We start from the raw sequence: 21351 nt of genomic DNA, 5'->3' as shown, positions 1-21351 counted from the left end.
AATGTTACGAATCGCTAAAGAAGCTTTAACGTTTGATGACGTACTGCTCGTCCCAGCACACTCCACTGTTCTTCCAAATACAGCTGATCTTCGCACTCAGTTGACTAAAAAGATCACCCTTAATGTACCAATGATCTCTGCCGCTATGGATACGGTAACAGAAGCTCGTTTGGCTATTGCTTTAGCTCAAGAAGGCGGTATCGGTTTTATTCACAAGAATATGTCGATCGAGCAACAAGCTGAAGAAGTTCGCTTAGTAAAAATTTACGAAGCGGGTGTGGTTAGCAATCCTGTGACAATCCGTCCTGATGAAACCATTGCTGATGTAAAAGCATTAACCGAGAAACACGGTTTTGCTGGTTTTCCTGTTGTGACACAAAGCAACGATCTTGTCGGTATTATTACCGGTCGTGATGTGCGTTTTGTAACCGATTTAACTAAAACTGTTGAACAAGTAATGACACCAAAAGATCGCCTTGCTTCTGTAAAAGAAGGCGCATCAATGAGTGAAGTTCAGCAATGCATGCAAGCCTATCGTGTTGAGAAAGTATTGGTCGTCAATGATGCTTTCCAACTGTCAGGCATGATCACGGCAAAAGATTTCCAAAAAGCGGAACGTAAACCGAACGCTTGTAAAGATGAGCGCGGCCGATTGCGTGTTGGCGCAGCGGTTGGCGCAGGCGCTGGTAACGAAGAGCGTGTTAAAGCGTTAGTTGAAGCTGGCGTTGATGTGCTATTGATTGACTCATCACATGGTCACTCGCAAGGCGTACTTGATCGCATTAAAGAAACACGCGCACTATATCCTGATCTACAAATCATCGGTGGTAACGTAGCAACTGCAGCGGGGGCGCGTGCTCTTATCGATGCAGGTGTTGATGCGGTTAAAGTGGGTATTGGCCCGGGTTCGATTTGTACTACTCGTATCGTAACGGGTGTTGGCGTTCCGCAAATTACGGCTATTTCAGAAGCGGCAAGTGCAGCAGCTGAATTTGGCATTCCTGTGATTGCTGATGGTGGTATTCGTTTCTCTGGTGATATCTGTAAAGCGATTGCCGCTGGCGCATCTTGCGTCATGGTTGGCTCTATGTTTGCAGGTACAGAAGAAGCCCCGGGTGAAGTAATTCTTTTCCAAGGTCGTTCTTACAAGTCTTACCGTGGTATGGGTTCACTAGGTGCGATGTCTCAAGGTTCATCTGACCGTTACTTCCAATCGGATAATGCTGCAGACAAGCTAGTACCAGAAGGTATTGAAGGTCGCATCGCATACAAAGGTCGCCTAAAAGAAATTATCCACCAACAAATGGGTGGTTTACGTTCAAGTATGGGCTTAACCGGTAGCGCAACCATCGAAGATATGCGTACTAAAGCTGAGTTTGTTCGTATCTCAGGTGCGGGCATGCAAGAGTCGCATGTGCATGATGTGCAGATCACCAAAGAAGCACCAAACTACAACAGAATGTAAGTCTTTAATCTATGGGTAAAGTGAGTCATTACGGTGAAGCTTTACCCAGATCTGACTTGGCATTTGCTATGAAAATTTTTAATGGTACGAGTGTTTGAGTTTAAACAAAGGGAAGCTAGTCTTCTCGAAACTCGTACCACACCCACTTTGATTAGATTATTAGAGAACACTAATGACAACCAATATCCATGCTGAACGCATTTTAATTTTAGATTTTGGCTCTCAATACACTCAATTGATTGCTCGTCGTATCCGTGAAATCGGTGTGTACTGTGAACTGTGGAGCTGGGATGTAGACGAAGCGGATATCCGCGAATTTAATCCAAACGGTATTATCTTATCTGGTGGACCTGAAAGCGTCACAGAAGCCGGTTCTCCTCGCGCACCTGAATATGTTTTTAATGCTGGCGTACCGGTATTTGGCGTTTGTTACGGCATGCAAACCATGTCTGAGCAACTAGGTGGTAAAGTCGCCGGTTCTAATGAACGTGAGTTTGGCTACGCGCAAGTGAAAATGGTTGAAGACTGCGCTTTGTTTGCCAACATTGAAGATGCAATCTCTGAAGATGGCAAACCGCTTTTAGATGTTTGGATGAGCCACGGTGATAAAGTGGTCGAGATCCCAAGTGATTTCACCAAAGTTGCTCAAACGGATACTTGCCCATACGCGGCAATGGCTAATGATGAAAAACGCTTCTACGGCGTACAATTTCACCCAGAAGTGACGCACACTCGTCAAGGCTTACGCATGCTTGAGAACTTTGTGTTGAACATCTGTGGTTGTAGCAAACTATGGACGCCATCTTCAATCATCGAAGACGCGGTTGCTCGCATTAAAGAGCAAGTGGGCGATGATGAAGTGATCCTAGGTCTATCTGGTGGTGTTGATTCGTCAGTGGTTGCAATGCTAATCCACCGCGCAATTGGTCCTAAGCTTACCTGTGTATTCGTTGATAACGGCTTATTGCGTTTGAACGAAGCCGAGCAAGTGATGGACATGTTTGGCGATCACTTCGGTCTTAACATTATTCATGTTGATGCAGAAAATCGCTTCCTTGATGCACTTGGTGGCGAAGCGGAACCAGAAGCGAAACGTAAAATTATTGGTCATGTTTTTGTCGATATCTTTGATGAAGAATCGAAGAAACTTCAAAATGCTAAATGGTTAGCTCAAGGCACTATCTACCCAGATGTGATTGAGTCTGCGGCATCGAAAACCGGTAAAGCGCACGTGATCAAATCTCACCATAACGTTGGCGGCTTGCCTGATGATATGGAAATGGGCTTAGTTGAGCCATTACGCGAACTGTTTAAAGATGAAGTACGTAAGATTGGCCTAGAGCTAGGTTTGCCGTACAACATGCTTTACCGTCACCCATTCCCTGGTCCTGGTCTAGGTGTGCGTGTACTGGGTGAAGTGAAGAAAGAATACTGTGACTTACTACGTCGCGCCGATGCTATCTTCATTGAAGAGCTTCATGCTGCGGATCTTTATAATAAAGTATCTCAAGCCTTTACGGTATTCCTACCTGTACGCTCGGTTGGCGTCATGGGCGATGGCCGTAAATACGATTGGGTTGTATCACTACGCGCGGTAGAAACCATTGATTTCATGACCGCACATTGGGCGCACCTACCATACGATTTCCTAGGTAAGGTTTCTAACCGTATCATCAATGAAATCGATGGTATCTCTCGTGTGGTTTACGATATTTCAGGCAAACCACCCGCGACGATTGAGTGGGAATAATCTTCCTTTAAGAAAGGTCTGGCATTAACAGGCACTAAATCAACCTTAAGTCCGCGTAATTGCGGACTTTTTTTGTTTTTGGCCTAGTCATTTTTGGCAATGTCTGGCAACGCCAAGCACGGTTTGACCGTGGTATTTTGATGGGTATGATTCATCGGTAATGCCATGGATTACGCCCGATACCATGCTGAGTGTTTTTGATGGGGTATGGTATTAAATTTTTATATCTATCTGTTTTATAAGTATTAATCTCTAGTTTTTTAGAGGTGTTTCAGCATGGTATTAAATAAGAATAATAGGTCGAAACATGCTGACTGATACCAAGCTACGCAATCTCAACCCCAAAGGTAAACTTTACAAAGTCAATGACCGTGATGGCCTCTATGTTGCTGTCACCAAAGCGGGGTCTATCTCCTTTCGCTACAACTACTCAATCAATGGCAGGCAAGAAACCATCACCTTTGGACGCTACGGAGTAGGGGGCATCACGCTAGCAGAAGCGCGTGAGCGCCTCAATGAAGCGAAGAGAATGGTTATTGATGGAAAGTCACCGGCCAAAGAGAAAGCCCGTGCGAAGGCGAGAACGAAAGATGCTGAAACTTTTGGTGCCTGGGCTATAAAATGGCTGCGTGGCTATCAGATGGCCGATTCCACCTGGGATATGCGTCGTTCAGTCTATGCCCGAGAACTTAAAGATAAATTTGGTAATTGGAAACTCACAGAAATTACCCATGAAGATCTGCGAGCACTGACTGACGCGATAGTAGAGCGTGGCGCGCCCGCAACGGCTGTACACACGCGTGATATTGTACTCCAGGTGTATCGGTGGGCAATTGAGAGAGGGCAGAAAGTTGAGAACCCGGCAGATTTGGTGAGGCCTGCAAGTATCGCTCGGTTTGAGCCAAGAGACCGAACATTATCACCTGCTGAGATCGGTTTGATGTACCGCTATATGGAAAAGGTAGGAACCACGCCTTCGATTCGTGCTGCGGTAAAGTTGCTTTTGCTGACTATGGTACGTAAAAGCGAGTTAACCAATGCAACTTGGAGTGAAATTAACTTTAGCGAAGCGTTGTGGACAATCCCTAAAGAAAGGATGAAACGACGTAACCCGCATCTGGTGTTTTTGTCACGCCAGGTGATGGATATTTTGATCGCCTTGAAGACATTTGCCGGTGGGTCTGATTACATTCTTCCTTCTCGTTATGACTCAGATGCCCCAATGAGCAGTGCGACAATGAATCGTGTATTGGCTCTAACATACAAGGCTGCGCAGAAGGATGGGCAGTCACTAAGTAAGTTTGGGCCGCATGACCTTCGTAGAACAGCGAGTACACTGCTGCATGAAGCAGGATACAACACTGATTGGATAGAAAAATGCCTGGCGCACGAACAGAAAGGAGTGAGGGCTGTTTACAATAAAGCCGAATACCGAGAACAGCGCGCGGCCATGTTGCAGGACTGGTCTGACATGATTGATGAGTGGACCACTTAATATCTTGCTATCAATTATACGAGTAAGTCTTAACTTGATCTGTCAGATTTGATGAGAAATTAATCATATCTGACAGCCATCTAAGTATCATTTTTGACTCGTCTCATTTTAAGCTTGTTAAGGTAACTGACATTCAACGTAACTGATTTTTGGACAAAAACGTGTCAGCGCCTTTACTAAATTAGAAAGTCCTGAATAACTACAGGTATTGCAAAGTCACGTAATTAAAAGTCCAGTATTGCTTAAGGTTTAGTCTATGAATAAACATTAAATAATGTCTACTTCCACCAGAACCCCAAAGTGATCCGATACAACCGGATAAAAATCGTTATTAAAAATCACCTGATGCTGCTTTACCACCATCGGTTGATTACTAAGAACCAAATCAATGCGTAGCGCTTGGCTATTTTGTTCCCAACCGTCAATATTTTTAATTACAGTAGTTCCGGAGTCTTTTATTTCTGCTATTTCATAACAATCTATCAAACCGCACTGTAATACATAATCATAACCTTCATTGCGTATATGGCTTGGGTTGTTGAAATCGCCTAATAGAAAGCTCAACTCTGTTGATAATGTTGCCTTTATTCTGTTGAACTGGTCCTCAAATGAGCTCTCTGAGTCACTCCACCAGCCGCAATGACAATTATAAAGATTGAAATCACCTCGTTGAGAAGTGACCTTAATACGCACTGCTCGCCTATGTTTCCAAAAGTTCACATCATAGTTATCACTTAGGTCAATGACCTCATGCTCGACAATCGGCAGTCGCGTCAAGAATGCCAGTCCCTCTTGATATACGTCATAACTTTGATGAACGAAATCCCATGTAAGTTGGTAGTGATAGCCGTATTCCATGAGTTTTTTCTGTAATAAATATCCATAGTTATCAGCGAGCACGGTGTGATTAGTTAATATATTGGCATCAACAGCCGGGCTATTTTGATGTTGATTCACTTCCTGTAATGCAACGACATCGCACCCTTGCTCGATAATGGCTTGCGCTACCACATCCAACTTTTCTAGTTGTTTCTCTTCTTGCCAACTATGGGTATTTAGCGTCATTAACTTCATTTATTATTCACTTATTCATTGTAGCGAGTTAAACGCAGCTCAAGGCTGCGTTTCTCGAGGTTATTTTATCTAGGGTAGAGAATGAATTACGCAGGTTGTGCTGAAAGCTTCTCAACTAATCTAGATTTAATGACATCCACTCCTGGACCATAAATAACTTGTACTCCCTGTTCTTTAATTACAGCACCAAGTGCTCCTGTCGGCTTCCATAATGCATATTCAGCAACCAACTGCGGGTCATTAACTGTAATGCGCAAGCGAGTCATACAAGCATCAATCTCAGCAATATTGGCACGGCCACCTAAATTCTGAATAATAATGTCCATCTTCTCATCTTCTGACATGGATTCTGAACTTTCATCGAGGTAGTTACCCATACGGCCCGGTGTTGGCAATTTAAATTTGACAATGAGCACACGGAATAATCCATAGTTAACACCAAAGAAAACAATAGAAACCAATGCGAAGCGAACCAAATCACCACCGATTCCCGCTGAAACCATCATAGGTATACGAGTGAGTAACTCAATCAAACCAAAGGCATGTATACGTAGGTCCATCACATCGACCAACGCAAATGCAATCCCTGTTAATACCGCATGCGCAACATACAAAACAGGAGCAATAAACATAAACATGAATTCAATAGGCTCTGTCACACCGGTTAATAACACAGCAAGACACGCAGATAAAAACATTGGCTTGTATTGTGCGCGCTTATCACTATCAACACAGTGATACATCGCAAGTCCAATACCAATCAATGAAGACGCTGCGATAATAACTTGGCCCGCTTTAAAACGTGCTGGATGCACCGTATCTAATAGATGTTGGTAAGTTGTCGGATCGCTTAATTTAAGATTATTTAAATCGCTAACCCAAGCAAGCCATAGTGGATCTTGACCATAAACACTTGCCCCCGCATTCACCCCTGTTAAAAGCTCATAAGTACCACCCAACTCGGTGTAATTCATTGGAATAGTTAAAGTGTGGTGTAAACCAAATGGCAGTAATAAGCGCTCTAACGTACCATACAAGAAAGGAGCAGTGATCGGCGCAGTGTCTTTAGAGGTTGCAATCCATTGACCAAAATCATTAAGCGCACCTTGAATTAAAGGCCATACGATTGATAAAGCAAACGCAATAATCATCGAATAGAAAATAACAACAAAAGGTACAAAACGCTTACCGTTGAAAAATGCTAATGCCTGAGGTAAGCGAGCGAAGTCATGATAACGGTTAAATAAGTTGGCACCTAAATAGCCAGACATAATACCGATAAACACACCCATATTTAGAGCAGGAGCACCCAAAATATTAGTGAAGAATTGAGAGACAGGTAGCTCAGAACCAAATAGGCTCATCACAACCGCCTCGGGATCACTGAGCATAGCGTTATCCACGCCTAATATAACCCCAGTGATACGGTTAATTAAGATGAAGGCGATCAGCGCGGCAAATGCTCCTCCTGCACGTTCTTTAGCCCATGATCCACCAATAGCGACAGCAAATAATAGGTGAAGATTAACTATGATCCCCCAGCCTATGTTTTCCATAATAGCGCCTAGTGTTTCAATGGCACCAATACCACCGGCATACATTGCGACAACTTTACCGAGTGATATCATGATACCAGCGGCTGGCATCACCGCGATAACAACGATAAGGGATTTCCCAAATCGTTGCCAAAAATCAAAAGATAGTAACTGACTCATAAATGATTCCTTGGTTTAAATGCAGGGTAGCCTTATCAAGGCCCTGCGATAAATATAATTTAGTGCTTTCTTGCAAATATATACGCAGCATAAGGTGGGGCAATTTGCGTCGCTATAAAATCTGAGCGAACGTGTTCATTGTTGATATTCTGATTATCAAGCATTAACTCGCCTAATTGCATGCGGTCGATATCAACGATGCTCTCTTGTGGACTTAAATTGGTAATAATGGTCCATGTCATATCTTGTGCAACACGTTGATAAGCATAGATATTAGGGTCGTTAGGTAGCAGCAATTGATAGCGGCCAACCACTAAACTTACATTTGACTTACGCAGAGCAATCAGCTGCTTATAGAAACTCAAAATCGAATTTGGATCTTTCTGTTGTTGCTCAACATTGATATCTGCGTACTGTTGATTGACGGAGAACCAAGGTTGCACCTCAGAAAAACCGGCAAAATCCTGCGCATTCCATTGCATTGGCAAGCGACTGTGGTCGCGAGATACTTGATTTAACAAGGCTAAGATGTCTGCATCGCTTTGACCTTGTTGAGATAGCTTTTGAATTAAATTTCTAGCAGACACATCATTAAATTCATCAAGAGAAGTAAACTGATGATTTACCATACCAATCTCTTGGCCCTGATAAATAAACGGAGTTCCTTTCATCAAGAAATAACAACTCGCTAACGCGGTAGCACTGGCATACCTAGAGGTAGGGTCGGCAAAAGTATCAATGCTACGAGCTTGATCGTGGTTTTCTAAATAAAGCGCATTCCAGCCTTTACCTTCTAATGCATCTTGCCAACGCGATAAAATGCGTTTGAACTCCACTAGATCTAAAGGCACGTTGCTTTGTTCTTCCGACCATAGCTTCATGTGTTCAAACTGAAAAATCATGTTGAAAACACCGCCTTGATCGTGCTCGGTCGCTTCGGCAACCCAAAGTAATGCATTGTCGGCAGTCACCCCATTAGCCTCACCAACTGTCACTATGTTAAAGGGATCAAACGCCTGCTCTTTTAACTCATGCAGATGTTTTTCAATCCCTGCCACATTCATATGATAATCAAACGAAGAGACATACTTTTCACCCTTTGGATTGGGTAAAGAAGGTAAACCTGGTTGTTTCTGAATATGGCTTATTGCATCCACACGAAAACCATCAATACCGCGCTCCAACCACCAACAAATCATTTTAAATAGTGCTTGTTTAACTTCAGGATTTTCCCAATTCAGATCAGGTTGTTTTTTTGAAAATAGGTGCAAGTAGTACTGTGCAGTTTTTTTATCATATTCCCATGCACTGCCATGAAAAATACTTTCCCAGTTGTTTGGGTCGCAAGTCGGTTTTTCAGCGGTAGGCTCACAACCATCACGCCAAATATACCAATCGCGCTTAGGGCTATTTTTGTTATCTCGAGATTCAATGAACCATGGGTGCTCGTCGCTAGTGTGGTTGATCACTAAATCCATAATAATGCGAATGCCACGTTTATGAGCAGCACTGATTAGTTCATCCACATCCTCAAGGGTTCCAAAGTCAGGATGAATCGCTTGATAGTCACTAATATCGTACCCGTTATCATCATTAGGTGATGCATAGAATGGGCAAATCCATATTAAATCAATGCCCAAATCAGCAAGATAATCGAGCTTAGCAATGATGCCATTGATGTCACCAATACCGTCCTGGTTTGTATCATAAAAACTACGGGGATAAATTTGGTAGGCGGTTGCTTTCTTCCACCACGCGAGTGGTTTTGAGTGCATATTAGGAGCGAGTGTCATCGGTTATACCATATGTGTTATCGTTAACACACATGGTTAAGTAGAACCGATTTGGACTCAACACAATTTCAGAGGAATTGTGAGCTTTCTCTCATCTTTATGTCGAATGTGCCTTCAACAGAACTGAAATCGCGCTTGAGCAATTTTTTGACAGCTTGGTAGCCCACTTGATAGTAGTTAAAAGCGACAGTCGTCAGGCTCGGGACTAACAAATCGCTGTAGTCATAGTCACCCATGCCTACAATCCATACGTTATGACCGATCTTGAGTTGCTGTTCTTTGGCGCGACGATATAAACGAATGGCAATATTATCGGTGGCACAAAAGTAGACATGATTAGGCTGTAATTGAACGGCCTGATAGCCAGCTTTGTCCTCCGAGTTGGCTAGGGCTTGTAGTGATAAATTCAACTCAGGGACGGTGTCGGTAATAGTGGCTTGCATCAACTTAGTGCGGCTAGAAAGCATACGCTCATCATAAATATAATGTACGGCAGCCAGCGGTGCCTGCTGCTGTTTTAACTGAGTGATGGTGTGGGAGACGAGGGCTTTAATCGCTGCATGATCGGGGTAATATAAACAGCAATGGTGGGGGGTATTTTTGCCAATAAATACCACATTGTCTAAGGTTCGATAAAAAGTCTCTTCGACACTGTGCTTTGACGCAATAATAATCGTGCCCAATGCATTTAAGCCGTTAAACTCTCTCACAGCTTGGCATTCTGACTCATGGTTAAACCCTGTGGCATGAAACAGCATTCGTACTTGTGATTCATTGGCAGCAGCCAGCGCCCCTTTAATCACTAAACTGGTCGTATATGACTCAATACGAGGCGCGATGAAACCAATAATATTGGATTGGCTACGAATGGAGCGAGCAAATATATTAGGCGTGTAATGACTCTCTTTGACGATGGCATCAATTTTAAGGCGGTTCTCTTCCGAGACATAACCGCCATTAAAGTAACGCGACACAGTCATTGTTGAAATTCCAAGCTGCCTTGAAATCTCAGCCATGGTCATTTTTTTACTCATTACCTATTTCCTTCAATAATGCACTATTGCCATATCTCCAAGTGACTTCAAGATACAGAATTCAGAGTTGAGTCACTTGGGCATAGTATCCAATATATTGGCTAACAACACAGTAAATAAAACTGGGTGGACGTATGAGTGTTTAATTTTCACTCACAAGGTTTAGACCTGAACTCAAGACCAGGGAGCGAGCATACCTTGAGCAAGTTATCCCCAATGCTGACGAATAGAATATAGTGGGCTAACAATTTGTAATTCGCGACTTAGCGCTTATGTAATATGAGGTATCTACACGGCCTTTACCATTTTTCACTTGATGCCGTACCATTACATGATGCCTCGTACCGTCAGTCATTCCTCAGCAAGCTCTCCGGGTAACTTGACCTTTAACTGGAATACGAATTGTTCTTCGCTGTGACCATGTTACAACTCTCTGTTTCGTAAATTATTTTCTCTTTGTTTGCTTCAACGGTAGTTTGACATTTGTCCACAATAACTACCATTGATTTGGGCTGGTTGTTATTCACTTGAACAACAATGAGGGCATTTTCTCTGCAATTTCCTCCAGCGTGTCGCGCTGACAATTTAGTGTAATAATAGTGATCGCAGCCATTTTTAAAATAAAAATCATATTCTTCCATCAAATTTACCAATATCGAATTTCTTGTTCTCAATCGACTGTTGACTCAGAACAAGTAGTGGGGCTCTAACGCATTAGACATTACACAGATTAGAAAAAGTAGGTTAAATAACCTCACTATGATTTGTGAGGTTGAGCACAGCTGGCAAGAAATGGGGCAGAAACAAGTTAGGCGAACGTCTGCTTTGCTCAGTTGAACTAATAATTGCGCCAAGTTATCGTAATGATCCCCTCCTTGAACGTTCATACCTGCCTGTCAGATGAAACCCCGTTACTTTTGAGTCAAATTTTAGCGGCTAAATTAACACATAGAAAAAATTCATCTCGAACAGATGAAAGCGCCTTAGATACGGTTTGGTGAATTATGTGCTGACCAGTGTATTCTGAAAGTTCTTGAGCAATCTCTTTTTGGCTAAGCTTTCTTTGTTTCAAAACTAGTATTCTTTTCTTGTTATCAGTGATCCTCGAATCGACCATTCTTCGAGCTATGTTTCGAATTTTGTCAATATCACCGGAAGAAATCATAGTTCCTTCATTAGTCAGAGAATCCGAAATCTCATGTAAGTGATGGAGCATAGTTGTATCGACTTTTATTTGATTGCCAAATGTTTTGCGTACATAGTTCATATAAGCTTCAGCTTGTTCTGACGTGACCATTTTCCCCTGAAGGTAGAGATAGAAATATTCGTCTATGAGTTCATCACCTGACATAGCATTACGCTTATCTGGTTTGGCTACTTGTCGGCGTAATCTTAATACTTCGGTTTCAAACTGATTTTGAGAGCGTTTTGCTCGTTTATAAGCCGAAGTATTATTTTTCTTTTGTTTATGGCGTGAGCAAAAATTATGGCTTAGAGCCATTAATTTTATATCGTCTAGATCTTTATATTGAATGATATTCTTATCTAATGATTCTATAAATGACGTTAATTCTGTTTTTTCGCCGCAGAACTCACATAAAGTCTGCTTTCTAGTAGTATTAATTTTTACATCAGTTGAGTACTCTTGGAATTTCGGCCGTCTTAGATAACACATCCAAACTAGATTTATTATTGCTTCTAAAGTGGCGATAAATCGTCTATCTGTTTCAGTGCCAGAACTATTGTATTCGATGAAAAATGCTAGATGTCTTTTTATTTCCTTATGGGCTTCTTGAAAACCTAACTCTTTAATCAATAAGCTTAAAGATATCTTTTTGTCTTGTTTTGGAAAGAAATATTGATACTTCTCAGGAAGATTATTAATAAATCTTGAAATGCTATTGTCTAATGATTTGTGAATTAAGTTAATAATATTCCTACGCGTAGAGTACTGAGAATATGGCCCCCATTCATCCCGGAATCTTTTGATAGCCTGAGATACAAACTCATCACAGCCTTTATCTATGATTAAAAAATTGTATAAGCCTAAGCGCTTTGCTGCATCTTTTTCTGACTCAATACTATCCATATCATTACCCAGTCTCAACATGCGATTTTTATAAAGTTTCACTATAAGAATTTATCTGTTAATTGGCAATAAAAGGAAATGTCTTGTAATGGCATGCTAAGGCTAGCATTCATATTCCACCTTTCTGTCCTGAATCTAAGATTAAACTTTTATCGTGTTTGGCATGATTAAACCTCTTACAGCAAGTAGAGGTATTACCATGCATGAACTAGCACATAAGACACTGATTAATAGAAAAACATTACTGCGTATGGTTCCGCTATCTGATCGAACCATCTATAACCTGGAACAGCGTGGGGAGTTCCCTCGCCGTATTGTTCTGACCAGCCGAAGTGTTGCTTGGGACCTAACTGAGGTTGAGAACTGGATAGAAGAAAAACGTAGGTCTGCGTTAAAAGCCGCAAGACCTGGTTTTATTTGGTAAGTCTGAGTCCACATGACGATTAAAGATGTAACGGATGTTCAGGCTAAGGGAACCACTCGGCGAAAAAGTGCCTCGGTTACCAGCGGTAAGCTAGAGATCAGCACAAATATATCGACAACATCATAGCAATCCAGGAGCGCAGTGCTCAGGAAGCGAATGAACTCGGTTTTATCGCTCGGCTTCTGATTCAAGCAACTATACCGCATAGTAAGCCCAAATCGAATGAGTGGAGCCGCAAGAATGGTCATTTCACAATGCACATGATGGCCCCCTCATCTGTAGGTTTGCCTTACGGTTGCTATGCACGTTTGTTGTTGGTTTGGGTCAGTACACAAGCAGTAAGAAATAAGTCAAGACTGGACAGTGGTTTTATCACTGAACAGGAAGCACGCAAGCTTGATCTGGGACATTCTCAAAGACGTTTTATGGAAGAGCTAGGGCTAGGTTCAACTGGAGGCGAAAATGGAACCATTGGTCCTTTTCGAGAACAAATGCGGCGATTATTTAAAACGACGATCAGTGTTAGCTATACAGAGCTAAATGATGAAAGTGGATATATTTGTGAAGATGAAACTGGAGCCAGAGTTGCTGATATTTCCCATATTTGGTGGAGTACGAAGCAACCTGATCAAGATTCACTATGGGAATCTTGGGTGGAACTGTCGCCTAAATTTTTTCAATTGATTACTGATAAACCGGTCCCTCTGGATATGAGAGTGTTGCGGTTGATTAAGCGTTCTCCGATGGCTTTAGACATATATTGTTGGGCGACTTATCGGGTGAGTTACTTAAAGCGAGCCACAATTATTCCGTGGTCAGGTTTGATGGAGCAAATGGGGTCTAATTATGCCAATGTAAAAAGCTTTAAGCAGCGGTTTAAGGATGGACTGAAAAAGGTACAGCAGGCATGGCCAGAGCTAGATGCTACTCCAACCGAAAAAGGGTTGCTTTTGAAGCCTAGTGCTCCTCAAGTACCTCGTCAGACAAAGCTACAGGTTTCACGGGATATTGAAGTGTGATGAAACAGTATGTACGCACCATTCTTGATGTTAGTAAGCCTGGGTGTTTAGAAAGTTATCCACGCATGTTCTGTTTCCCTTTAAAGGGGGGATTTTGCGCATGTTCTGTTTCTGGCTGCGCATGTTTTGTTTCTGAGTGCGCATGTTCTGTTTCTAGAAAGGCTAAAAAGCTTTTTAATAACATGTGGTTGCAGAACCTCCTATAGTCTTTCCTGTAGGTATACCTATATAAAAAAATAAACCTGTAGTTGAACAAACAAATATTGTGGATAACTTTGATCAATAGGTTGCTCAAAAGTGTCAATGAAATCATTTTTTTGGAAGTTGTATTTTTTTAACCATATGAAGATAAAGTAATTTTTATTATTTTCACCTTGGCGTCTAAGCATTTATTGACATTTGAGGGGCAGTCAAACACGAAGGCTTTGAATTTACCATAGGGCGGACAGTGTTAAGAAAGCGATGTTTGTCTGTGTCGTGATCAAAACTGTCAATGAAATCATTTTTTGGAAGTTATGTATTTTTATGGTGGTTACCTTGGTGTTTAAACATTCATTGACACTTGAGGGGCAGTTAAATACGAAGGCTTTGAATTTAGCCTAGAGCGGAAAGTGTTAGGAAAGCGGTGTTTTTCTGTGTCGTGATATTGAGTAAAGCCAATACACATAAATCGCTGTAAGGCCGCTATTTTAGCGCTATTCAGTCGCTATAAGTACGCTGTCATACCGCTATAAGTATCTGACTTATCAGGTAAACATAGTTTACACAGGAATAAACAGTTAAATACAGAGAAATGCACAAGGGCATGCATAACTTTCCGTGATAAAACCAAAGTTGAAATGCGGGCAGGATGTGTGAAGTAGGCCCTCCATGCAAGCATGGCGAAGCCTCTTCACTTATGACTTATTCGCACCTTCGGCACTCAACGTTGATCCTGCCCTGCGGGGCCTGAGAGAGGATACACAGATGGAGAACAACACAAATAAGACGACGAGAAAGAATAGTCCTCCGATTAAGGTCTATTGCCTACCGGAAGAGCGTGCGCTGATCGAATCCATGTCAGCACAGGCAGGGCTCAGTACTTCGACCTATTTGCGTGAAGTAGGCCAAGGTTATCGCATTCAAGGAGTTACTGATGTTGAACAGGTACGCGAACTGGTAAGAGTGAATGGTGACTTAGGGCGTTTGGGTGGTTTGCTTAAGTTATGGCTTAGTAATGATGCCAAGGTGGCACATGTTGGGGCCAATACGATCTTGGCAGTGCTTAATCGTATCGAGGAGACGCAAGATCAAATGAGTTCACTTATGGAATCTATTCTTCGCCCGAGAGCGGACCAATGATCGCCAAGCATGTACCGATGCGTTCTCAGGGGAAATCTGACTTTGCAGGCTTGGTGAATTACATCACCGATCACCAGTGCAAAGCGCATCGACTTGGTAACGTTCGTTTAAATAACTGTGAAGCGAAAAGCGTACGCGATGCGATCAGTGAGGTGTTGGCGACTCAGTTTGCGAACACCCGAGCAAAGAGTGATAAAACCTACCACCTGATAGTGAGCTTCCCTAATGGTGAACAGTTAGAAGCGCATACTTTAGCCGCGATAGAAGAACGCCTTTGCCAAGGCTTGGGCTACGGTGAGCATCAGCGTGTCAGTGCTGTACATAACGATACGGACAATCAACATATCCATATAGCAATTAACAAGATTCACCCTACTCGCAACACAATCCATGAGCCGTACTACCCGCATAAGAAGCTAGCGGAAATGTGCGAGGCCATCGAGCAGGACTTTGGTTTGCAGCCGGATAATCATATACCGCGCAAGCGCGGGGCCGAATCACGTGCGATGGATATGGAGCGGCATTCGGGTATTGAAAGCTTAGTGGGTTGGGTGAAGCGCGAATGCATGGACGAGATTAAATCAGCCAATAGCTGGCAGGCGTTGCACCAGGTCATGCAGGACAATGGTTTGCAGTTAAGAACCAGAGGAAATGGTCTAGTGATCGTTGCCGACGGTGAAGCGATCATCAAAGCGAGCACCTTGGGACGTGAGTTTTCTAAACCCAAACTCGAAGCGCGCCTTGGTCCCTTTGAAGCGACTGCATCGGATTCTGTTAAGCCGAGCCGCCAATATACACACCGACCTGTTCACTTTAAGGTGAATACCACCGAGCTATATGCCCGTTATCAAGCAGAGCAGAAACGTGCCGCAGCGAGTAAGTCGCAAGCCCTTGAACAGGCTCGTCGTGATAAAGATCGACATGTTGAAAACGCCAAGAGGAAAGGGCGTGGCCGTCGCGCAGCGATTAAGTTAACCGGTAGCAATAAGCTTACTAAGACGCTTTTGTACAAACAGGCCAGCAATGCATTAAAAAGCGAGCTTGAGCGCATTCACAAGCGTTACCAAGAGCAACGGCAAACGATATATCAAAGCAATAAACGCCAAGCCTGGGCGGATTGGTTAAAGAGCGAGGCATTGCTGGGAGATAGCGAGGCCCTCAAAGCGCTACGTAGCAGAGAGGCTGCACAAAAGCTTAAAGGTAATACCCTCAAAGGAGATGCAGTTCAGGCTGAGCCCAAAGCAACGGTCGATACGATTACGAAAAAAGGCACCATTATTTATCGAGCAGGTAACAGCGCCGTGCGTGATGATGGTGAGCGTCTGCAAGTGTCGACGGCTTCCAACCAAACCAGTGTCTTAACTGCACTAAAGATAGCAATGGAGCGTTACGGTAATCGTATTACCGTGAATGGTTCGCCTGAGTTCAAAGCGCGAGTAATCAAGGCGGCGGTAGATGGCAATCTGTCTATCAAATTTGCCGATCAAGAACTAGAACGCCGTCGTCAGGCATTAATGGCCCAGAATAACATGGCCAAGCGGTCTGATAAGCCTGGCGTGTTACCGATTGGCAAAGTGCCACCTCCACGCCGTGGCCGGTTGCAAAACCTATCTCAGTTAGAGGTCTTAGCGATACAGTCAGGCTCTGTAACTCAAAAAGCGGCGGTCATGTCGGCACTAGAGCAGCGTAAAGCTAAGCTCCAAGCTGAGCAGGCAGCTAAAAAAGCGAAACGACAACAAAAGAGCCACTCACGTTGATGTGATGGCAAAGGAATCGACGGAAGCCCTAACCGCTTCGGTTGGTAATGACACCGATGTTTAACCCTATTTGACCGCGCGTTTAACGGTGTCGCGCTGGTCGGGCGCCGAGATAGTAAGTGGCGAGCTAGCTCTGTACAGGCCCACATTCACCGCTGGTAACGGTAGGAGTAGAGATCAAGTTTCTACAGGTTGGTGAATGCAACTTTTAGTCATAACAACTAAGAGTAATTAACCATGCTAAAACGAAAAATTTTAGCGGCTAAAATTCCCGTGCTTGCCATCTCCTTGGCGTTAAACCTTTCTAATCCTGTATATGCGGGGATTCCGGTTGCTGATGGTACGAATCTAATTCAGAACATCATGTCGGCAATGGAAGCTGTTACACAGACTGCTAAACAAATTCAGCAGTATCAAACCCAGTTGCAGCAGTACGAAAATATGCTGCAAAACTCGATGGCCCCAGCTTCTTATATTTGGGACCAGGCGCAGCGCACCATCAACGATCTGAACCAGGCGACCAACACGCTCGCCTATTACCAGAACCAGCTTGGCAGCCTCGATGCTTACCTAGGCAAGTTCCAGGACGTGGCCTATTACCGCAGCTCTCCTTGTTTCTCGGCAGCGGGGTGCAGCGATGCAGAACGGGCCGCAATGACCGAGAACCGACGCCTTGCGTCTGAATCGCAGAAAAAGGCCAACGACGCACTGTTTAGGAGTCTGGAGCAGCAGCAAGATAACTTGGAAGCCGATGCCCGTCAGCTTAACCGCCTGCAATCTGGTGCTCAGAGCGCGGACGGCCAATTGGCGGCTATTGGCTACGCTAACCAGCTCGCCAGCAACCAGGCTAACCAGCTCCTGCAAATCCGTAGCCTGCTGATTGCTCAGCAGAATGCCGTTGGCACTCGAATGCAGGCGGATGCTGACCGCGAAGCTCAATATCAAGCGTCTCGTGAAAGGTTGTTCGATATGGGCGAGCCAACCGACCGTTCAGAAAACAGGGGGTTTTAATCATGAAGAATATCACCCGAGTTTTTATCGTTAGCGCGTTGGCCTCTTTTGCTATGGTGGGGTGCGGCGAAGATGACGGGCCAAAGCCTGCAACGATCAACTGTGACAACCCGAACCTGACGAAAGAGCAGAAGGAAAAAGGGAACTGTCTTTGGGATATGGGCGAACCCACTGATCGCTCCAAGAACAAGGGGTTCTAACCATGAACAAGATATTCATTCGACTTGTGATGCTCCTGGCAGTTTTACTGACTTCGCAAACTGCGTCAGCGGCCATTGATCCTAATGGTGTCTTGGATGAAGTGGCCGTGCGTTTCATGACGGCCAGTGCTACTTGGGGCACGGTAATTACAAACTATGCCGCCTGGCTATTCTGGACGCTGGGTACGATATCCCTTGTTTGGACTGGCGGGACCTTAATCCTTAAACAAGCGGATATAAGGGAGTTTTTTGCCGAGTTCGTCCGCTTCATCCTGACGTTTGGTTTCTTTCTTTGGTTGCTCAGAAACGGCCCAGACTTTGCGACGTCAATCATTGACTCGTTGAGAATGATCGGTGCTCAAGCCGGTGGCCTTCCGAGAGACCTAACCCCGTCTGAACCTATTAGTATTGCGTTCGATATTATTGTGAAAGCGGGTGAGTCCTACAGCATTACAAGCCCGATAGATAACTTGTCTATCTTCTTAATCACGCTGGCAATTTTGGCCTGTATGGCGGTAGTGGCGGCCAATGTGTTGTTGGCCTTGGTGACGGCTTGGATATTGATCTATGCCGGTGTCTTCGTGCTGGGGTTTGGTGGTTCGCGTTGGACTTCAGATATAGCAATCAACTACTTCAAAAGCGTATTGGGCGTTGCTTTGAAGTTGATGACAATGACGTTGCTCATTGGTATTGCCATGTCGATCATGGACGGTTTCTATGCCGACCTATCCAATGATGCCCCTATGCGTGAACTGCTGGTGATCTTTGTCGTTTCACTGGTTCTTGTGATGCTCATTCACTCGGTTTCCAATGTGGTCGCCAGCCTGGTTCCTGGAGGCGGCGCGGCGGTAGGTGCTGGCAGTATCAGTGCCGGAGCGATGGCCGGAGCGGCTGTTGCCACTGGCGGTATGGCTGCCGGTGCAGCAATGGCTACCGCCGGCGGTGCGTCTGCTATTCAAGCTGCATTTGCAAAAGCGGGTGAGAACGTAGCGAACAATACTGATGTTATGTCGAGCCTGGGCAGAGCATTTAGCGGTGGCAGCGATTCTGATGAAGCTGGCTCCTTTTCCCAAGCTTCCGGTCAATCTTCTAGTGGTGGCGAATCCTCTGGCGGCTTTAAAGGTAGCGCTGTAAAAGCGGGGCGTATTGCAGCGGATACCGGTGCGAATTTGATGAAGGGAGTGGGTGATATGGCCGGGGATAGAATCAGTGGCACTGCTGGAGGCCGTTTAGCCAGCTCGATCAGAAACAATACGAAAGATAACGGGGATAGTGATGACCAGGAGGGCGACTGACGACGCTTCAACTGTATTTGATAACGATAGCTTGGGCGGTGTGGGTACTGGCTGGATGAATCAAACCGGTGGCTTTGATGGATTATCCAGTGAGGACCAGAAAGAAGCCCACCAAGCACACGCAGAATGGCAAGAGCGAGACCCGGAAAAGCGCACCTTCGACGTTGAGGACTATGTGTCGTATGCCCAGGAACGCCAGCAGGAGCGCAACGAAGAGGTTGCCAGTTTTGTTAAAAAAGGTCGCATGGCCTAACTAGATAAGGATTACTGATTATGGAGTTTAACTTTCCACCTCAAAACCTTGCGGAGGTATTTGGTTTCTTCGCAGTGATGTTCATTGTGATGTTAGCCTTCTATTTTTTGGGGCAGTGGCTGCTCAGCACCGGACACGGCCCGAAGATGAAGGCCATTGCCGACAAAATGGAGGTATTCCAAAACAGGTTAGCCGGGCGAGCTTACAAGGACATGACGAGATCAGTCGATCAAATCGACAAAATGAGACGCTGGCCGTTTGGCCGACGCAAGTAGTTAGAAAGTACACGGGCCGGTGATGGTGCACCGGCCCGCATTTTCCATATACATATGGCTGATTAGGGGGAAGCTATAACTTGTTTCTGGATAAAAGCTAGTCAGTGGCTCTGCTAAATTAGCATTTAACGGATTAGCTGATGGGCTCTTCTCCGCTTTCATAAATCTGTAATTAAAGGCTGATTTATCATAATTACATGATTTATAATGCTTATTTTGAACGTAAGTTAGTAGGCTATTTTGTCATCTTGATCTTCCTCGTTATTTAGCTTTAAAGGCCAATGTGTTCAATTTTGTTCAGTAGAAGACGTCTTCAAGATTTACCTGTGAGTGGGCGGCCATGCACGATTGAAGTCGAACTGGCTAAAACACGAGACAAAGAAGGAAGACGGTTGATTGAAGATACTGAATATGTCGCTAAAGGCGGTCGTTATACCGCTCGCTTTTGCAAGTTCATCAGTGGTTTATGTCGCAACATGAGTATACATGCCGTCTTTCAATATTTAGGAATTCTCTGGGAAACCGTAAAAAACATCGATAGAGAATACTTGCCTTCAAGCTTGCCAGCGTTAGACCCAGAGAAACTGAATAACCTCATTCATATTGGCGTCGATGAAGTTGCCAGATCCAAGAGACATGATTATATGACGGTTGTTTATGACCTCGTCTCTGGACATTTTATTTGGGTTGAACATGGCCGAAAAGAAGAAGTTTTGATCTCCTTCTTTGAGCAGCTATCAGAAGAGACCAAGTTTTGCTTAAGTCAACCAGCTATAACAAGTCAAAATCAGCTTTATTTAAGTTCATGCATTACTCTATAGTGAAGCTGTCCATGTTCATTCGTTACGAGAAACTGACTGATGTGGAGGAAACCCAGCCAAAATTATCAAATTAATCGAATAGTTTTAACTAAAATGGTTCATTGTTAAGGCATGTCCCATCGAATATGGTGATAGTCATAGCTTAATCCTAATCAAGTAAACCATCGATTGGTTTGTTATGAATTCTTGAGCTCTTAAACATTGCTTTATTACCGGTCTCTTCTTCCGCCCAAAAATTAATATTAAATTGAGCATCATCGCTGAGTTCAACACGATGCCAATATTGAGGAGGACTCGTGGCAAACGAACCGGCATTAATCACCACTACTTGTTCTGGCTCAGTGGCCTGCTCATTTGCAAACCCATAAAAAGTAACCGTTCCTTGCATCACACAGATCTGCCCAAAAACACCTTCTGCGGTATTGTGATGAGTCAATAACGCTTTAGGCACATTATCTTTCGTAAAAAAGTGAGTAGAACGTCGGATTTTCCAATGTGTTGGTATGACTAAATGGCTCATATATTCCCCTTAATTACCCA

General features: G+C 44.0%; 18 protein-coding genes and 1 pseudogene. 13 read left to right on the top strand and 6 right to left on the bottom strand.

Going from position 1 to position 21351, the window contains the following annotated elements; translation table 11 throughout:
* Position 1 precedes the first annotated feature (1 nt).
* From guaB to VCASEI_RS10020, 3 genes are all read left to right on the top strand, one after another.
* The gene (gene guaB, locus VCASEI_RS10030; protein ID WP_086959448.1) at positions 2 to 1465 is read left to right on the top strand and encodes an IMP dehydrogenase; all 1464 of its coding nucleotides are present in this window, start codon (positions 2 to 4) and stop codon (positions 1463 to 1465) included.
* A 172-nt stretch (positions 1466 to 1637) separates the two neighbouring features.
* Complete coding sequence (gene guaA, locus VCASEI_RS10025; protein ID WP_086959449.1) at positions 1638 to 3215, top strand: glutamine-hydrolyzing GMP synthase; 1578 nt, start codon at positions 1638 to 1640, stop codon at positions 3213 to 3215.
* A 307-nt stretch (positions 3216 to 3522) separates the two neighbouring features.
* Positions 3523 to 4710: a tyrosine-type recombinase/integrase gene (locus VCASEI_RS10020; RefSeq protein WP_089111229.1), complete on the top strand. Its 1188-nt coding sequence runs from the start codon at positions 3523 to 3525 to the stop codon at positions 4708 to 4710.
* A 267-nt stretch (positions 4711 to 4977) separates the two neighbouring features.
* Here the strand turns inward: VCASEI_RS10020 and VCASEI_RS10015 are convergent, their stop codons facing one another.
* The 5 genes from VCASEI_RS10015 to VCASEI_RS09990 all read right to left on the bottom strand — a co-directional run bounded on the left by VCASEI_RS10015 (position 4978) and on the right by VCASEI_RS09990 (position 12415).
* On the bottom strand, positions 4978 to 5784 hold the full coding sequence (locus VCASEI_RS10015) for an endonuclease/exonuclease/phosphatase family protein (protein ID WP_045332110.1): 807 nt from the start codon (positions 5782 to 5784) through the stop codon (positions 4978 to 4980).
* An 86-nt stretch (positions 5785 to 5870) separates the two neighbouring features.
* Positions 5871 to 7499, bottom strand: coding sequence for a PTS transporter subunit IIBC (locus VCASEI_RS10010; protein ID WP_004393983.1), 1629 nt, complete (start codon positions 7497 to 7499; stop codon positions 5871 to 5873).
* A gap of 59 nt (positions 7500 to 7558) precedes the next feature.
* Positions 7559 to 9292 (bottom strand): glycoside hydrolase family 13 protein, encoded by a 1734-nt coding sequence (locus tag VCASEI_RS10005; RefSeq protein WP_089111230.1) that lies wholly within the window; start codon positions 9290 to 9292, stop codon positions 7559 to 7561.
* A gap of 68 nt (positions 9293 to 9360) precedes the next feature.
* Positions 9361 to 10326: a LacI family DNA-binding transcriptional regulator gene (locus VCASEI_RS10000; protein ID WP_045332106.1), complete on the bottom strand. Its 966-nt coding sequence runs from the start codon at positions 10324 to 10326 to the stop codon at positions 9361 to 9363.
* A gap of 922 nt (positions 10327 to 11248) precedes the next feature.
* Entirely contained in the window at positions 11249 to 12415 is a 1167-nt protein-coding gene (locus tag VCASEI_RS09990; protein ID WP_089111232.1) for a hypothetical protein, read from the bottom strand.
* A 199-nt stretch (positions 12416 to 12614) separates the two neighbouring features.
* On the opposite strand from VCASEI_RS09990, the gene VCASEI_RS09985 reads away from it, so the two are divergent.
* The 10 genes and pseudogenes from VCASEI_RS09985 to VCASEI_RS09940 all read left to right on the top strand — a co-directional run.
* Positions 12615 to 12839 (top strand): helix-turn-helix transcriptional regulator, encoded by a 225-nt coding sequence (locus VCASEI_RS09985; protein WP_089111233.1) that lies wholly within the window; start codon positions 12615 to 12617, stop codon positions 12837 to 12839.
* 254 nt (positions 12840 to 13093) lie between these two features.
* Positions 13094 to 13858, top strand: coding sequence for a replication protein RepA (locus tag VCASEI_RS09980; protein ID WP_226983294.1), 765 nt, complete (start codon positions 13094 to 13096; stop codon positions 13856 to 13858).
* 966 nt (positions 13859 to 14824) lie between these two features.
* The gene (traJ, locus tag VCASEI_RS09975) at positions 14825 to 15199 is read left to right on the top strand and encodes a conjugal transfer transcriptional regulator TraJ (RefSeq protein ID WP_089111247.1); all 375 of its coding nucleotides are present in this window, start codon (positions 14825 to 14827) and stop codon (positions 15197 to 15199) included.
* A complete protein-coding gene (gene traI / locus VCASEI_RS09970; protein WP_089111234.1) occupies positions 15196 to 16956 on the top strand; it encodes a TraI/MobA(P) family conjugative relaxase in 1761 nt (586 codons plus the stop codon). The genes traJ and traI overlap by 4 nt, the downstream gene beginning before the upstream one ends.
* 237 nt (positions 16957 to 17193) lie before the next feature.
* The gene (gene trbJ, locus VCASEI_RS09965) at positions 17194 to 17967 is read left to right on the top strand and encodes a P-type conjugative transfer protein TrbJ (RefSeq protein ID WP_089111235.1); all 774 of its coding nucleotides are present in this window, start codon (positions 17194 to 17196) and stop codon (positions 17965 to 17967) included.
* 2 nt (positions 17968 to 17969) lie between these two features.
* On the top strand, positions 17970 to 18167 hold the full coding sequence (locus VCASEI_RS09960; RefSeq protein WP_025795234.1) for a hypothetical protein: 198 nt from the start codon (positions 17970 to 17972) through the stop codon (positions 18165 to 18167).
* A 2-nt stretch (positions 18168 to 18169) separates the two neighbouring features.
* Entirely contained in the window at positions 18170 to 19462 is a 1293-nt protein-coding gene (gene trbL / locus VCASEI_RS09955) for a P-type conjugative transfer protein TrbL (RefSeq protein ID WP_089111236.1), read from the top strand.
* A gap of 55 nt (positions 19463 to 19517) precedes the next feature.
* The gene (locus tag VCASEI_RS19650; RefSeq protein ID WP_226983293.1) at positions 19518 to 19715 is read left to right on the top strand and encodes a conjugal transfer protein TrbL; all 198 of its coding nucleotides are present in this window, start codon (positions 19518 to 19520) and stop codon (positions 19713 to 19715) included.
* Positions 19716 to 19735: 20 nt separating this feature from the next.
* Positions 19736 to 19990 carry a hypothetical protein gene (locus tag VCASEI_RS09945; RefSeq protein WP_089111238.1) on the top strand — a complete coding sequence of 85 codons (255 nt, stop codon included), beginning with the start codon at positions 19736 to 19738 and terminating at the stop codon, positions 19988 to 19990.
* A 296-nt stretch (positions 19991 to 20286) separates the two neighbouring features.
* Positions 20287 to 20742: pseudogene (locus VCASEI_RS09940) on the top strand (transposase); the annotation flags it as partial.
* Between the two features lie 217 nt (positions 20743 to 20959).
* Here the strand turns inward: VCASEI_RS09940 and VCASEI_RS09935 are convergent.
* Positions 20960 to 21331, bottom strand: coding sequence for a DUF1971 domain-containing protein (locus tag VCASEI_RS09935; protein ID WP_089111239.1), 372 nt, complete (start codon positions 21329 to 21331; stop codon positions 20960 to 20962).
* Positions 21332 to 21351 lie beyond the last annotated feature (20 nt).

This window comes from Vibrio casei (assembly GCF_002218025.2).
GTDB classification, from domain to species: Bacteria; Pseudomonadota; Gammaproteobacteria; order Enterobacterales; family Vibrionaceae; genus Vibrio; species Vibrio casei.
This window is presented reverse-complemented; position numbering and strand designations above follow the sequence as displayed.